Annotated in this window: 12 protein-coding genes; 4 read left to right on the top strand and 8 right to left on the bottom strand. The window is 48.4% G+C overall.

Translation table 11 applies throughout. The annotated features are described in order from the left end of the window. Positions 1–4: 4 nt before the first annotated feature. Positions 5–115 carry a hypothetical protein gene (locus VGN67_RS02020; protein ID WP_414717282.1) on the top strand — a complete coding sequence of 37 codons (111 nt, stop codon included), beginning with the start codon at positions 5–7 and terminating at the stop codon, positions 113–115. A 9-nt stretch (positions 116–124) separates the two neighbouring features. Here VGN67_RS02020 and VGN67_RS24465 read toward each other — a convergent pair whose 3' ends face one another. Next, positions 125–349, bottom strand: coding sequence for a DUF4919 domain-containing protein (locus tag VGN67_RS24465; protein ID WP_414717279.1), 225 nt, complete (start codon positions 347–349; stop codon positions 125–127). A gap of 305 nt (positions 350–654) precedes the next feature. Between VGN67_RS24465 and VGN67_RS02025 the strand changes: the two genes are divergently transcribed. Beyond that, positions 655–2,757 carry a Tex family protein gene (locus VGN67_RS02025; protein ID WP_327485095.1) on the top strand — a complete coding sequence of 701 codons (2,103 nt, stop codon included), beginning with the start codon at positions 655–657 and terminating at the stop codon, positions 2,755–2,757. Between the two features lie 71 nt (positions 2,758–2,828). Here the strand turns inward: VGN67_RS02025 and VGN67_RS02030 are convergent, their stop codons facing one another. Further along, complete coding sequence (locus tag VGN67_RS02030) at positions 2,829–5,342, bottom strand: hypothetical protein (protein ID WP_327485096.1); 2,514 nt, start codon at positions 5,340–5,342, stop codon at positions 2,829–2,831. Between the two features lie 21 nt (positions 5,343–5,363). After that, positions 5,364–5,864, bottom strand: coding sequence for a T9SS type A sorting domain-containing protein (locus tag VGN67_RS02035; RefSeq protein WP_327485097.1), 501 nt, complete (start codon positions 5,862–5,864; stop codon positions 5,364–5,366). Positions 5,865–6,611: 747 nt separating this feature from the next. Between VGN67_RS02035 and VGN67_RS02040 the strand changes: the two genes are divergently transcribed. Together VGN67_RS02040 and VGN67_RS02045 are read left to right on the top strand one after the other, a co-directional pair. Continuing rightward, a complete protein-coding gene (locus tag VGN67_RS02040; RefSeq protein WP_327485098.1) occupies positions 6,612–7,796 on the top strand; it encodes a glycosyltransferase in 1,185 nt (394 codons plus the stop codon). Beyond that, on the top strand, positions 7,796–9,976 hold the full coding sequence (locus VGN67_RS02045) for a family 1 glycosylhydrolase (protein ID WP_327485099.1): 2,181 nt from the start codon (positions 7,796–7,798) through the stop codon (positions 9,974–9,976). Before VGN67_RS02040 ends, VGN67_RS02045 begins: the two co-directional genes overlap by 1 nt. A 12-nt stretch (positions 9,977–9,988) precedes the next feature. Here VGN67_RS02045 and VGN67_RS02050 read toward each other — a convergent pair whose 3' ends face one another. The 5 genes from VGN67_RS02050 to VGN67_RS02070 form a co-directional block, all read right to left on the bottom strand. Continuing rightward, entirely contained in the window at positions 9,989–11,230 is a 1,242-nt protein-coding gene (locus VGN67_RS02050; RefSeq protein WP_327485100.1) for a DEAD/DEAH box helicase, read from the bottom strand. A gap of 95 nt (positions 11,231–11,325) precedes the next feature. After that, on the bottom strand, positions 11,326–12,168 hold the full coding sequence (locus VGN67_RS02055; protein WP_327485101.1) for a DUF1206 domain-containing protein: 843 nt from the start codon (positions 12,166–12,168) through the stop codon (positions 11,326–11,328). A 194-nt stretch (positions 12,169–12,362) separates the two neighbouring features. After that, positions 12,363–13,211, bottom strand: coding sequence for a DUF1206 domain-containing protein (locus tag VGN67_RS02060; protein ID WP_327485102.1), 849 nt, complete (start codon positions 13,209–13,211; stop codon positions 12,363–12,365). A gap of 122 nt (positions 13,212–13,333) precedes the next feature. Continuing rightward, positions 13,334–14,176 (bottom strand): maleylpyruvate isomerase N-terminal domain-containing protein, encoded by an 843-nt coding sequence (locus tag VGN67_RS02065; RefSeq protein ID WP_327485103.1) that lies wholly within the window; start codon positions 14,174–14,176, stop codon positions 13,334–13,336. A gap of 44 nt (positions 14,177–14,220) precedes the next feature. Beyond that, the gene (locus VGN67_RS02070) at positions 14,221–15,150 is read right to left on the bottom strand and encodes a hydrogen peroxide-inducible genes activator (RefSeq protein ID WP_327485104.1); all 930 of its coding nucleotides are present in this window, start codon (positions 15,148–15,150) and stop codon (positions 14,221–14,223) included. Between the last annotated feature and the right edge of the window lie 174 nt (positions 15,151–15,324).

The raw sequence follows: 15,324 nt of genomic DNA on the forward strand, positions 1-15,324 counted from the left end.
GGAAATCTTTGAATATATTGAAATGTATTATAATTGTATTCGTCGGCATTCGTCTTTGGGCTACCAATGCCCATTGATATTTGAACAGGAATATTATTCTAAACAAGAGAGTTGACTGTAAACCTTAATTGGACCACTCCACATATATCTGACCATAGTATAGATAAAAATAATCTTGGTCAGAAAGGTTATTTGTATTAAGCTTCTGTAAAAGAAGAGGATAATAAAGTTTCGACTCTTTGTCTGTGGTAGTTCGTTTCACCGATTCTTCAAAAGAGAGACTATCTAAGGTCTGAGCATGAATTGAACCGGAGGCCAAGAGGAAAAGAAATAGTAAAATTTTTTTCATAAAGTAGATAGTAAGGAGGAAGAGATAAAAATATGCAATGAAATCCAAATACGCTAGCGGGGAAAAAATATCACTTGAATATAGATTTACTCTAATTATGGTTCTCTGAATAATTACGAATGTAATCAGGTACCTGCCCCTTCCCTTGTTCGGGACCGTTTCTCTCCCTTTTTTTGTAACCCTTACCTGAAATGGTTAAAGGGCAAACCGCTACTTACTTCTGCTATTAGCTGTATCTGAAAGGAGTCAGCATGGTAGAAGTAGTAGAAGCTACACCTGAAAACTTACTACCTAAAGCTATTAAAATGAATATTGCCCTTATAGCGAAACAAACCAGCGTATCGGAGCGACAGGTCCGAAATACCATACAACTTTTTGACGAAGGAGCTACTGTACCTTTTATTTCCCGCTACCGCAAGGAAGCCACCGGCGGACTGGATGAAGTACAGATTGGTGCCGTAAAAGAAACTTATCAAAAACAACAGGAGGTCGAAAAAAGGCGTGAAGCCATCCTGAAAAGTATAGGGGAGCAGGGAAAGCTAACGCCGGAGCTACGAAAACAACTGGAAAATGTATTTACCCTTACCGAGCTGGAAGACCTGTACCTGCCCTACAAACCCAAGCGTAAGACCCGCGCCACTATGGCCATCGAAAAAGGGCTGGAACCTCTGGCACAGGCGCTTTTCGGGGGTAAAGAAGCCGATGCTGAACGTCGGGCCGCCGCCTACCTCACTGATCAGGTACCCACGGTGGACGAAGCCCTACAGGGTGCCCGCGACATCATGGCGGAGTGGATTAGTGAAAACCCCGATGCCCGCAATAAAGTAAGAAACGCTTTTGAACGGGGAGCGGTAATTACCTCTAAAGTAAAAAAGAAGAAAGAGGAGGAAGGAGCCAAGTACCGCGACTATTTCGATTTTTCGGAGCCCCTTTCCCGAATACCTTCGCACCGGTTGCTGGCCATTCGGCGGGGGGAAGAGGAAGGAATCCTCAGCCTGGATATAGCGCCCGACGAGGAGCAGGCTATCAGCAACCTCAGCCGCCAGTTCGTCCGGGGGCTGTCGGGCAGTCAGGAGCAGATCCAACTGGCGGTGAAGGATAGCTACAAGCGATTGCTGAAACCAGGTATTGAAACGGAGTTTTCCAAACTGGCGAAAGAAAAGGCCGACCGCTACGCCATTCAGATTTTTACGGATAATCTGCGCCAGCTGCTGCTGGCTTCGCCGCTGGGGCAAAAGCGGGTACTGGCCATTGACCCCGGCTACCGTACCGGCTGTAAGGTGGTAGTACTTGACGAGCGGGGTTCCCTGCTGGCAGATACCGTTATTTACCCTTTTGACAAGCCCGCTGAGGCCCAGAATTCGCTGCGTACCCTTTCGGAAAAATATAAAATAGAAGCCTATGCGGTAGGTAATGGTACCGCCGGACGCGAGACGGAGGATTTTCTAAAGAAAGTACTTCCCGAACCCGGACCCATTTTTATGGTCAGTGAGCAGGGGGCATCTATTTACTCCGCCTCGGACGTAGCCCGCGAAGAGTTTCCACAAAAAGACGTAACCGTGCGCGGTGCGATCTCCATTGGTCGGCGGCTCATGGACCCCCTGGCCGAGCTGGTCAAGATAGACCCCAAGGCCATTGGGGTAGGGCAGTACCAGCACGACGTGGATCAGGGGGCGTTAAAAGATGCTCTGGATACCGCCGTAGAAAGCTGCGTAAACCAGGTAGGTGTAAATCTGAATACGGCCAGTAAGCACCTGCTTCGCTACGTATCGGGGCTGGGACCGGCACTGGCGCAGAATATAGTGGAGTACCGGGCCGCCAACGGTAATTTCAAATCAAGGCAACAACTCCTAAAGGTACCCCGGCTGGGGGCCAAAGCGTTTGAACAAAGCGCCGGTTTCCTCCGGATTGAAAACCCCAAAAATCCACTGGACAACAGTGCGGTACATCCCGAGCGCTACGAAATAGTGGAGCAAATGGCCCGGGACCTGGGTGCAACGGTACCAGACCTGATGCAGAAGCCGGAACTCCGTAAGCAGATTGACCTCAACCGGTACGTGAGTAGTACCGTGGGGCTGCCTACTTTACAGGATATTCTCAAAGAGCTGGAAAAACCTTCCCGCGATCCGCGCCCGCCCATGCAGCAATTCGAATTTGACAAGAGTGTACGGAAGGTCGAGGACCTGCGGGAGGGGATGGTACTACCCGGCATTGTTACCAATATCACGGCCTTTGGTGCCTTTGTTGACGTGGGCGTGAAGCAGGATGGTCTGGTACACGTTTCCCAAATGGCCAACCACTTTATCAAAGATCCCAACGAGGTAGTGAAGCTGCAGCAGGCCGTTACGGTGAAGGTAGTGGAAGTGGACCTGGCGCGTAAACGGATTGCGTTAAGCATGAAAATCTAGTAACAAAAGAAAAAACCGGCAGGAAATAATTTCTGCCGGCTTTTCTTTTGTTACTTTCTAAAGCGATGGTACTAATTCAGTCTTTGTACCATTGGGCTTATTTCACTGATTTTAACATTCAGCTTTTTGAATACTTCTGTTTGTGAAGCAGGATTTTCAAATAGCTCTCTTAAGGCAGGTACATTTTTAATGTCAATGCCGTTTTTCTTATAGATTCCTTCTAAAAGGGTGAAGGCCGCTCTTAGGTACTGCTCGTTAATCTGGTTGGTGGCCAGTGATATTACCGGTTCAGTGCGGTAGGTAACGGGAGCTTGCACCGGTGGAATAACAGTTGTTGGTTTGGTGTTGTCTGTGATTTGTGGTCTTGTGGTAAGGTCAGGGATTTTAATGTCTTTTCCCTTGGCAATATCCACTACCAGTTGTTTCATCTCCGCTATTTCAGATTTGAGCTGGTCTATTTCCTGTTGCTGCTTACTGTTAACCATATCCTGCTTTTTAACCACCTGAACCAAATCATTGGTATTAATTCCAATGGCGGTATTTATAAAATTCATTACTGGGTTAGTTGACGCAGACCAGGCGATTCCTACCACATTTTCAAAATCATCAATGGTCATGGAGGAAGGAGATTTTGCAATTCCCATACCGTCATTTCTTCCCGATGTTAAAATATAATCACCAATGGCAGCCGCACCGGCAACCCGTACCGGTACCTGGCCCATAAAGGCTACCATTTCAGATTCTGCCTTGTTCATCCCGTCCTTTACATTCCCAAGTACTATAGGATTGCGAGAAACAACCATGAATTTTTTGGCACCCTGGGTATTTTTTGAGATTTTTCCACCTACCACACCCACTATTTCACCGTAGTTAATGGATTCGGAAGGGATATTTTTGGGTAACCACTCAGCATAATCGGCTCCGCCTGACTGGTAAGACACGCCTAAGTTATCATGGAAAAATGCTTGTTCAGCCGAAAAGCGAATGACTTGTTCCGCTATTTCAAGTGCCGCCAGTACATTAAGTGAAACAATGGGGGGGCAAGCTACGACTCCAACTCCCGCGCAGGCGTTGGCCGATGCCGCAGCGGCTACCTGGCTGCCAATAGCAATGGCCAATTCAGATGCGCCAAGAGCGGTAAAGAGTATGTATTCTGGATCTTTTAAAAGGTCAGTGGAATTTTGACCTTCAATACGTCCCTGAACCCCTTTCGAGTCCCAGAAAGTAACATAATTGTTAGAGGCCGACCTTTCCCCATTAATACTAATAGCAATACCCTGATTGCTGCCCTCCACTCTAAGCGGGTAAGCGCCAAAATTTTCATCTCCCCCTGGTACGTTGGCTGATATGGTTACCTGCTTGAGCAGGCGTGTTTGTCCAAGTACCTGTAAGTTGTTGTCGAGGGAGGTAGGTCCGGTAACGTTTAAATTACTGTTAAGCGCCGTAATCCCTGTGACATTCAATGTATTGCTTAATATTGTAGCATCTGTTACGGACAGGGTACTTTTAAGGGCAGTGGCACCCGTTACGCCTAGCGTTCCGGCAATGTTACCTGTACCACCTACGAATAGGTTTTGACCAATTCCCGTGCCTCCGGCTACCACCAGGGCACCTGTACTAATACTGGTTGAGCCCAGGTTAGCGTTGGTAATTTTTACAAATTCCTTGAAGGTAGCATTCTTATCTACCGACAATAAACCCGACAGGAGAGTGGGTTTCATATTATTGACGTACAAATCGCTGTTAAGGTTAGTAATCCCGTCTACCTGTAAAGTGGTTTTCAGTAAGGCAGCCTTGTCGACGGTCAGGATACCGGTAAGGTAGGTAGGTTTGGCATTGGCAACTGTAAAATTGCCATTGTTGATCGTGGCCCCGCTAACGGTATTAAGGTGAACGTCATTTTTAACCCGTAAATCATTACCAACATCCAGGTCGTTTCCTACGCCCAGGTCTTTACCTACATCCAGACTGTTTTTAATATTGATATCTCCATTGGCGGAAATTCGTAGCCGATCCAGATTGTTGGTAACCAGAACCAGGTCAACGAAGTCGGAAGTACCCAGCTTGTCCTTCTTGGGGTCAGATTTGATGTTCCCAAAAAGCGACCAGGTCTGGGAAGGTATCCCTGCCTGCGTGGCAGCTTCCCGGGCGGTACTGTTAGAGCTCAGCCGGTCGGCCGAAATAGCATGAAATGCGTAGGGAACAGCCAGTAGCTTACTGTTGCTGATGGTAGAAAAGGCGCTTTTGCCCGGGTCCTGAATGGCAATCTGCATCCAGATATCCTCAGTACTCCAGGGGATATCGCGGAAGGTACCTTGCTGTACCTGGCCTGCCCCGATTACCAGGGTAAATAATCCCAGCTTGTTGGTAGTAGCTTTGTGGGTTTCACTGTACTGCACTGTGGTGGCCTTGGCCGTATTACTGGTCAGGTTAATTTTCAGGGTAATTTCCTGGTCGGCCAGAATGTTGCCTTTTAAATCACGGGCAACTGCTTGGTATTGCATGCCGCTAGGAACATGCTGGGCATAAAGAGCTGGGCACAGTAGTACCAGGACTACGGTCAGGGTAGCGTAAAGGTTTTTCATAAAAGTTAGTAAGTAAAAGTTCTAGTGCGTTTTAATTATTTTAAATGTAGTTGGGGCAGGCCCTTCGCTTGTGCTGAAACGAAGCAGATAAGTACCTTCAGAGTAGGGTTCTAGGTCTAGCTGAAAAAGCTCATTATCAACAATGACCTCCTCTTTTAACAACTGTCCCTGGCTGTTGAGCAGAAAAAGGGAAACGGGAGTTTTAAAATCTTTAGGCAAGTTTACAGTAACCAGCGAAGCCGTTGGATTGGGATATACCCGAATTGCATTTTCAACCAGGTCAGTTCCAGGCTCTGGTAGTTCCTGCACCTGGAGCACCGGCTGGTGAAAGCCCTGCGTATACAGGTGAGTGTTCGTGGAGAGACTTTGGGTAGCCAGCTCGCCGAGGGTCCATTCCAGCATGATGGTGGCAGACTTGCCAACACCCCCCTGTACTGAGATGACTTCGGGGCTTTGTTTTTGGGCCAGACAACAGGCGGTTATCAGGGAAAGGAAAGCGGCAAAATAGTAGACTTTTTTCATAGATAAAAATAGTATGTGTAGTAGGAAATACGCTGACAAAAACTGAAAATAGGTATCTGAAAGTTCTTTCAGTTTTACCAATGTAATTCGGTAATAAAAGTATAGTAATGGGTACATAACTCCAAGCGGTGGTTAGAGCAGGGCGAAGCTCTCAGTAGCTAGTTTTGGTAAATAAGTTGCTGGGAACAAAGTTATTATTGGGGTTTGACCAGGAGAAAGTGCCTCCTTTACCTTAAAACGCCACTTTCGGAAAGACAATAATTGGAAATTTATAGGCCCGGCATTTTTTCAGAGGTGAAACTATTTTTAAACAAAAAATATACTTTCATTTTGATAAGTTTTGCACGGTTTTTGCTAAGTAACTATTGGCTTAAAAACGTCGTTTTTTACTCAAGGTCAGGACCGGTTCTTTTCCCTGATTTTTCTTGAGCTAAGCCAGTTCAATACTGATTTCCTGCCTTTCCCGCGACTTCGCCCCCCTGTGTAGTGTTAGCTACATCTTGTGCATCTTTCTCAGCATAAACCATGGTGGTCTTTTCTGGTTATGAGTTGCCGGGGATACTTTCAAACCTAAGCTAATAACTGCAGTTATAGGTATTAGCTTAGGTTTGTTGGTTACTTTGTCCATGCTGTGGTTACTTAAAGTACTTTAGCCGGTATCTGTTTGTAAAAATGTCCAGGACACGCTGCTGATTCTGGCATACCTTTAATACTATAAATGTGAATTTTAAACAGGAGAACACATATATGATTCAACATGAAAAAGCAGGTTACGGTATCAGCGAGACTGTGAGCACGAAAAAGAAGAAGGTACAGCTACCGAACAATCTTATCTGTTTTTCACATTTAAGATGGGATTTTGTATTCCAGAGACCCCAGCATTTACTTACCCGATTCTCCAGGCATTTTAATATACATTTCATAGAAGAACCAGTATTTGACGCCGAAGTACCTTACTACAGTTTTTGTCAGCGATCGACCAATCTGACCATAGTAGTGCCCCACCTGGTGCCGGGGATGAACGACGACGAGATTGTAAAGGAACAGGCTACCTTGCTTGACAAATTTTTAATGGGGGAGGATCTCACCGATTTTGCCTTTTGGTACTATACCCCCATGGCACTTACCTTCAGTCACCATTATGTGCCGGCCCTGACCATTTACGATTGTATGGATGAGCTGGCTGCCTTTAAATTTGCCCCTACTCAGTTGCAGTTACTGGAAAAGGAGCTACTGAAAAGAGCAAACATCGTGTTTACGGGGGGCCAGTCCCTTTACAACGCCAAGCGGGATAAGCACCACACCATATACCCCTTTCCCAGTAGTATTGACAAGGCTCACTTTGGCAAGGCGCGCGGAAATATAACGCCCCCCGCAGACCAGGTGAACATTCCACAACCACGGCTGGGATTTTATGGGGTAATAGATGAGCGTTTTGATTTGGAACTAATCGAGGAGGTAGCCCGCCAACGACCTGAATGGCAAATAGTACTGATTGGGCCAGTAGTCAAAATTGACCCTGCATCGCTCCCCCGGTTTGACAACATTCATTACCTGGGCGGCAAGTGCTATGAGGAACTGCCCAACTATCTGGCCAGCTGGGATATTGCCCTGGTTCCCTTTCAACTGAACGAATCAACCCGTTTTATCAGCCCAACCAAAACGCCCGAGTACCTAAGCGCAGGTATACCGGTTATTTCAACGCCGATTCAGGATGTAGTATTCCCTTACGGAGAAGAAGGACTCGTTAAAATTGTGAAGAATCCACAGGAGTTTATCACGGCAGCCGAAACTATATTAAACAAGTACTTTGATAAGGAGGAATGGTTAGAGCGGGTAGATGATTTTCTGGCTGATAACTCCTGGGATAGTACCGTTGAAAATATGGTTGACCGGATCAGGGATTGCTTTTTCAGGAAAGAAATTTATTGATGTTAAATTCTGAATTAGAAATCTGGGGAGGTATAGAGTGTACGATTAACCGAATCGGCAATCAGTATGTAGACCAGTTGGAATACGCCGGGCACTACACACGCGACTCTGACCTGGACCAGATAGCTGATTTAGGTATAAAAACAATCAGGTATCCGGTGCTTTGGGAAAAACACCAGCCAATAAAAGAAGGTAAAATTGACTGGTCTTTTGCGGAGAGCAGACTTGCTGGTTTGCAGAAGTACCAGATTGAACCCATTGTAGGTTTGGTACACCACGGCAGTGGGCCTGATTATGTCAACTTCTTTGACGGGAGCTTTGAGCATGGCCTAGCCGACTATGCCCGGCAGGTAGCGTTGAAGTTTCCGTGGGTTAGCTACTATACGCCTGTCAATGAACCGCTCACTACGGCGCGGTTTTGTGGTTTGTACGGTTATTGGTACCCCCATGGACGCGATGACTTCAATTTTGTCAAGGTACTTGTCAGCGAGTGTAAAGCGACGGTTATGGCTATGCAGGCCATTCGGCAGGTTAATCCGGCGGCGCAGTTGGTTTTTACCGAAGACCTGGGCAAAACCTACAGCACCGCCATGCTGCGTTACCAGGCCGACTTTGAGAACCAACGTCGTTGGATTTCTTTTGACCTGGTAGCCGGAAAAGTAAACGCCCAGCATCCGTTGTGGGAGTACCTGCTATGGGCCGGTGCCCGGGAAGAAGACCTGTACTTCTTCCTCACTTCGCCCTGCCCACCGGATATCATTGGTTTGAATTACTATATCACCTCGGAGCGGTACCTGGACGAGGCCTTGGAAATTTATCCGGCGCATACGCACGGCGGTAACGGCCGGCACAACTACGCCGATGTGGAGGCAGTACGCGTACAGCTGGATGAACCATCCGGGCCGTATACCCTGATCAGGGAAGTCTGGGAAAGGTACCAGTCGCCGCTGGCCGTTACTGAAGTACATTTGCACTGTACCCGGGAAGAACAGGTCCGGTGGTTTTTTGGTATGTGGAAAACCGCCTGCCAATTAAAACAGGATGGCGTAGCTATTCAAGCAATTACTGCCTGGGCTTTGTTAGGCTCTTTTGGCTGGAATAACTTGTTGACCGATCCACCGGGAGACTACGAACCCGGGGTTTTTAAGCTGATGGAAAATGAGCTAAAGCCCACCGCCCTGGCCCGACTTATACCGCAACTTATCTGCCAGGAGGGCTGTCAGCACCCGATTCTGGAAGGGGAGGGCTGGTGGCAGTCAGAAAAAAGATTTCTGTACCAACGATCTGACCAACCCGGTCTACGGACTCTCCAAAAAAAGGTACGTACCAGGCCTCTGCTGATCCTGGGTAAAACAGGTACCTTAGGAGAAGCCTTTGTACGGGTTTGCACTATCAGGGGTATTTATTTCAAAGCATTGGGTCGGGCCGAGCTGGACATAACCAACCGGGAAGCACTCAAAAAAGTCCTTAAGCAACTTGACCCCTGGGCGGTTGTGAATGCTACGGGTTATGTACTGGTAGAACAGGCCGAAACCGATGCAGATAACTGTATAGAATGTAATGCCAAGGGACCGGGGTACCTGGCCGAATGGTGTGAAAAACTGGGTATAAAACTGCTTTCATTCTCCTCGGACCTGGTGTTTGATGGTAGTAAAAAGGCCCCCTATGTAGAAAGCGATCCGGTCGCTCCCCTTAATACCTTTGGGAAAAGTAAGGTGCTTGGCGAGCAGTCTATTTTGCAGCACAATCCGGCCTCGCTGGTAGTCCGTACCAGTACGCTCTTCGGGCCCTGGGATTCTTCGAATTTTATTGTTCAGGTACTTAACCACCTTCAAAGTGGGGAAGAAATCAAGGTACCTAAGGAAGTATATCTGTCACCGACCTACCTGCCCGACCTGGTCAACACGAGCCTTGATCTGTTACTGGATGAAGAGGAGGGGATTTGGCACCTATGTAATTCGGGGCAGACCTCCTGGCTGGCCCTGGCAGAGCAGGTGGCAGAACGAAAAGGAGAAGGTACTTCCCTGATTAAGGCCGTCCCTTTGGGTGAAATGCCTTTCTCTGCCCCACGCCCTGACTACACAGTGCTACAAAGTGAAAAGGGAATTGTGCTTCCTTCCCTGGATTACGCCCTGAGCCGTTTTTTCTCCGAGTATTCGGCTGTGCCTTACCAGCAGTAGGCGCGGGGTAAACTACTTTTTCTTTTTCTTCTTTTTTCGGTTTTCCTGTTCTTCGGCTTCCCGCATCAGCGCCTTTAAATCGTAGGAGGTAGAATCTTTGGTAAAATCCAGGGTTTCGGCATAATCCGTTTTATTTATTTCCAATACAGTTATTGAACCCCCTATATATTCTTCTATTTGCGCTAAAAGTTCTTTTTCTTCGGCGCTACAGAACGAAACGGCTTGTCCTTTCTGGGTACCCCGGCCCGTGCGGCCGACCCGGTGTACGTAGTTTTCTGGTTGTTCGGGCAGGTCGTAGTTTACGACAAAGTCAACCTGCGGAATATCAATACCCCGGGCGCTGACGTCGGTCGCAATTAGTACCTTTACCTCCCCGGTTCTGAAATCATTCATGGCCCTGGTGCGGTCTTGCTGTTCTTTATCACCGTGGATGGTCAGGCTCCCAATTCCCATGCGCTGCAGGGCGTTAAGTACCCGTTCGGCTCGTACTTTGGTACGTACAAAAACCAGTATTTTACTTTCCGGATTTTCATTGATTACCCGTTCCAGAAAAAACCGCTTATCATCCATGGCTACAAAAGCCACCGAATGGTTGATATTTTTTGCTACGGGATTATTGGGTGAAATATGAATGCGGATGGCACTGCTGTGAACGAGCGAGTAGGCCAGTTTTTTAATTTTTTCATCAATTGTGGCCGAAAAGAAAAGCGTTTGCCGCTTGCGGGGGAGGCGTTTAATAAGATCCTGAATGTCTTTAATAAAGCCCAGGTCGAGCATGTGGTCGGCTTCGTCCAGAATCAGGGTTTCCACCCGGTGGAGCCGTAGGTGCCCCTGACTTACCAGGTCAAACATCCTTCCTGGCGTAGCCACCAGAATATCAACCCCTTTTTCCAACTGATTAATCTGGGGGTCCTGCTCTACTCCGCCGTGGATGGTGTAGGTGGTAACCCGGGTGTGGCGTCCCAACTGTTCAAAAACAGCGGTAATCTGAGCGGCCAGCTCGCGGGTAGGTACCATTACCAGGCACTTTACCCCGTCGGGTCGGTCCGCCTTTTTTCGTTCGTGTAGCTGATGCAGAACAGGAATGGCAAAAGCGGCCGTTTTGCCGGTTCCGGTCTGGGCAATGGCCAATACATCTTCACCTTTTAAAATAGGGGGAATAGACTTATACTGAATATCCGTTGGGCGTTTGAAGCCCATTTTTTCCAGACTTTTTTTTATTTCCGGGGCAATGCGGTAATCGTCAAACCTCATAGTACGCTCTGTTTCTTTCCACAAAGGTACTTTTCCTGGAATAACAACGGTCAGAAAACCCGGAAAAACCTGAATGCAGAAGCGCGCCGAAAACGTCAGCGGGTATGGATGGGTTGGTACCGGGCCCGTACAAACGTAAACATGCCGTAGCATACCAGGCCAATGGCCACTACCCCCAACAACCATGAGCCGTACTCCTTTTCCAGGAAACCAAACGCAGAAGAAGTACCGCCGGCTTCACTCGAATCAGATTGAAGTGCCGCCTGTAGAAACAGGTACCCAATGATCAGCCACACTATTCCCCGGGCAATGTACCCCAGCTTACCTGCGCTAATCAGCAGTTGCTTTATATTTTTGTCCAGACGGGACTCTTTAATTTTTTTTCGGTATTTCTCAGACAGGGCCCGGTAAATCTGGTAGGCCCCAACGGCCATGGTGCCTACGGCCACCAGCCCCACCAGCCACTGCCCCATGGGTTGTTCCAACAGTTTTTGGGCAACGGTCTGCCGGGTGTCGTTGCCACCCCCTGAATCCCCACCATTACCGAGTACCATTTTGGCGGCGTAAAAAGTAAGGGCGCCATATACCACCGCGCTGGAAAGGTAAGCAGCCCGCTGGGCGAGACCTTTGGCATCAGTACCTTTGTTTTCAGTATCTTTTATAGCTTCAATCAATCGCCATATAGTATAACCTAGTAGTCCCAGGGCCGTAAGGCCCAGGAGAATTTGCCCAAAAGGCTGGTCCTGAATCCATTGCAATACGTCCGCTTTGCTCCCGCTTTTGGCGGCATTGCTCAGTTTAAAAGCGGTCGTAAAAGTCAGGATTCCCACCAGGGTATACACGATGCCTTTGGCTGTGAGGCCAACGCGGGCAGCGCCTTCTATCCATTGGTCTTTTGAGGGAGTGGTAATTGACGTTTTAATTGTAGTATTGGCCATGGGAAAATGGTTTGTTTTGGGTCTGACTGATAAGTACCTGTAAGGATGCGCAGAAGCAGTTACTTTTCCTGCTCATCCTACTACTACCAAAACTATTCCAGCGTATTTAGCTCCTCCGGACTTTGGCAGAATGACTACTTCGAGCTGTGGAAAGGAAGAAAAAGCCTAGGTTTCCAAACATGCAGAATGGCTGCTTAGTCGGGGGTCTTAATGTATTCGTAGCGGGCCCGCACGAAGTTAAACAGGCCGTAGCAAAGCAGGCCAACGGCTACCAGCCCCAATATTGGTGAACCGTAGGTGTACTCCATGTAGTAAAAAGCGGAAGTATCGCCACCGGCTTCCCGGGGGTTAAAATTCAGGGCCGATTTTAAAAACATATACCCAATAATAATCCATACTACCCCCACACCCATAAAGCCCCATTTTCCGGTTTTTATTAGCAGCAACTGATTCTCCGCCCTCAGTTTTCGTTCCTGAACGTGCTTTCTATACCCTCCCCACAGCGCATGGTACATCTGAAACAAACCCACCCCCATGGTACCCAGAGCTATAGCCGCAATCATCCAGCGGCCATAGGGTTGTTCGAGTAATTTTCCGGCCACCGTTTCGCGGGTTATTAGCTCTGATCTATAGGTACGTATCCCAAAAGTGAGCTTGGCAGCATAGTATGCAAAGGCCACGTATACAAATCCGGTGACCATGAAAGCGCCCCTATTGGCCAGGCCCATCAGGCTTTTACCATTTTTTTCGGTATCCAGCAGGCCCTGCATAAAGCGCCAGAACGCATAGCAAAATAATCCGACGGTAATTATTCCTAACAGTCCTTCCCCCAACGGTAACTGGTAGAGCCAGTCCAGGGCTTTGAAACGGCCACCCTGCCAGTAGGTAAAGTCAAATGCCGCCAAAAAGGTCATTAAACCTACCAAGGAGTACACAATACCATTGGCAATGAGACCAACCTGCGCCGTCCTTTTTATGAGCAGTTCCCTGCTTAGCAGTTTATCCGTGTCAATCATTTTTTGTGGGTCAGGGAGTACTTGCAATTGACTAGCGGTTGTGTAATTTAGGATTAAAAGCAGCACCTGTAGTAGCTACCATTCATTCAGCGATTTTGTTTTGTCGCAGGTAGGAATACTATAGCCAGATAACCTGGCTATAAAGTACCCTAAGCCATGACAGCCACTAAGGTTAGAGCCGTTTCACCCAGTGACCGGTTCCCGGATATTTGCACTAACGGCCGGGCAGCCTCCGGGGAAACCCCTTTAGTAAACAGTTTCCAGGCTACTTCGGGGGCTATCTGTACGACCGCTTCGGGAAAGTTGGACGCTTCTTTGTGTAAAAACCACTGTTCATGGAAGCGCTGTAGGTACCAGTCGCCACCCAGGTCGGTACGTATGGTGATTTGAATGGTAGTACCATCCGGAGCCGGGGTGTGGCGGTAGGTATGGGGCAGGCCACGCATAAAAGTGTCAATAAAAGGATAAAACAGTGCGCGGGTCATCAGGCCGGGTTTACCCACGGCTTCCCGTATTTGCTGCTGGTGGTGCCACTTTTCGGTATACTCGCGGGCCACATGAAACCAGTTGGGCGACTGGTCCTCGCCCGCCCAGGCCACTGAAAATAAGGCCGGGGCCGTGGGGTCGAGGGTAGTCAGGTACGCTGAACACTGCGGGCCGGTGAGGCTGAGTAACTCAATAAGTACCGCCGGACTCAGTCGTCGGCTGGCTTTAACCCAATCGGCGTTAAGCCGGTTGAGGTAGGTGACCAGATCCCGATACGATTCGATGGGATCGGGATGTTCGCCAAAGTACCCGTCGCGCGCCATGGAAAGCATCCGGATGTTTCCGTCCAAAAGGTGAGCGGCAACATCTTTAACCGTCCAGAGCCGGGTTAGCGTGGGTTTTTGCCACTCTTCGTCGGTCAGGGATTTTAACAACTCTATCAGGAGCCGGTCCAGTTCGGGAAACAGGTGGACCGTAGCGATTGGCGGATTCGACGGAGGTTTCATGGAGTTGCAAATTGTATTTGGTTTTTTTAAATCTCTACCAGGGCTTAAAGTACCACCATGTCCGGAACCGGAGTCAGGAGGGAAGCCGGTAGCTGATCCAGAATGGTACTTTGCAAGGCTTCAATCAACCGTGATTTTACCTGCTCCCGATTGACCAGGAACCCAACCTCCCGGGCTGGTACCGGTGCCTCAAAACTACGGACATTTTGTTTCCGCTCCTCGGAGAGTTCCAGAACGGCCATTTCGGGTAGAATGGTAATACCCCCGTTGCGCTCCACCAACCGAATCAGGGTTTCAATACTGCCGGAACGATAGTGAAAGTTCAGCGACTGACTATCCCGGCTCAGTTCACATAATTTCTGAATCTGGGTCCGGAAGCAATGTCCTTCTTCAAGTAGCCAAAGTTCCCGAGGATCAATGGCCTCCGGTAGGATGTAGTTCATGCCGTGGAGTGCGGTACCCTGGGAAACGTAAACATAGAAGCGTTCGCGGTAGAGGGGTAATTCTCTCAGAGATTTTTCCCCGGTGGCCGTCGCCACAATACCGGCATCTATAGTACCGTGTTTCAGTTCCGCAATTATACGCTCGGTGATCATTTCCGAAACCTGCAGCCGGATGGCAGGGTACCTTTCCAGAAAAGCCTGTAGGACCACCGGCAGCAGGTAGGGAGCTACGGTAGGTATAATGCCAATGCGGAGGTCGCCCGAGAGGTCGCCGTTGTACTGCTGGGCCATTTCGGCCAGTCGCCCCGCCTCCCTAAGTACCGTCCGGGCCTGGTCAATGATTTGCCGACCAATATCGGTAGGTACTATCGGCTGCCTGGTGCGGTCAAAAATTTTGACATTCAGTTCATCTTCCAGCTTTTTTATCATCATGGACAGGGTAGGCTGGGTTACACAGCACTGGTCGGCCGCCTGGACAAAATGCCGGTACTGGTCCACGGCAACAATGTACTCTAATTGCTGAATATTCATTTTGTATAAATGCTATCTATACAAAGATAAAGACAATCGGTTTGAATAATAATTGTCGGAATATTGCATTTAGTACGAAAAAGGTTCTAACGGTACTGAGCGCAACCGGCGAGTGATTTGCCGTGAAGCATAGTGTCAAACAGTAGATGACTTAACCTTAAAGTAGGTGAATAA

Source organism: Telluribacter sp., assembly GCF_035998675.1.
GTDB lineage: Bacteria > Bacteroidota > Bacteroidia > Cytophagales > Spirosomataceae > Telluribacter.

Excerpts from the sequence above, each read along its gene's own strand:
- VGN67_RS02040 (WP_327485098.1), top strand. The coding sequence starts at position 6,612 with ATGATTCAACATGAAAAAGCAGGTTACGGTATCAGCGAGACTGTGAGC.
- VGN67_RS02025 (WP_327485095.1), top strand. The coding sequence starts at position 655 with ATGAATATTGCCCTTATAGCGAAACAAACCAGCGTATCGGAGCGACAG.
- VGN67_RS02055 (WP_327485101.1), bottom strand. The coding sequence starts at position 12,168 with ATGGCCAATACTACAATTAAAACGTCAATTACCACTCCCTCAAAAGAC.
- VGN67_RS02065 (WP_327485103.1), bottom strand. The coding sequence starts at position 14,176 with ATGAAACCTCCGTCGAATCCGCCAATCGCTACGGTCCACCTGTTTCCC.
- VGN67_RS02070 (WP_327485104.1), bottom strand. The coding sequence starts at position 15,150 with ATGAATATTCAGCAATTAGAGTACATTGTTGCCGTGGACCAGTACCGG.
- VGN67_RS02035 (WP_327485097.1), bottom strand. The coding sequence starts at position 5,864 with ATGAAAAAAGTCTACTATTTTGCCGCTTTCCTTTCCCTGATAACCGCC.
- VGN67_RS02050 (WP_327485100.1), bottom strand. The coding sequence starts at position 11,230 with ATGAGGTTTGACGATTACCGCATTGCCCCGGAAATAAAAAAAAGTCTG.
- VGN67_RS02030 (WP_327485096.1), bottom strand. The coding sequence starts at position 5,342 with ATGAAAAACCTTTACGCTACCCTGACCGTAGTCCTGGTACTACTGTGC.
- VGN67_RS24465 (WP_414717279.1), bottom strand. The coding sequence starts at position 349 with ATGAAAAAAATTTTACTATTTCTTTTCCTCTTGGCCTCCGGTTCAATT.
- VGN67_RS02045 (WP_327485099.1), top strand. The coding sequence starts at position 7,796 with ATGTTAAATTCTGAATTAGAAATCTGGGGAGGTATAGAGTGTACGATT.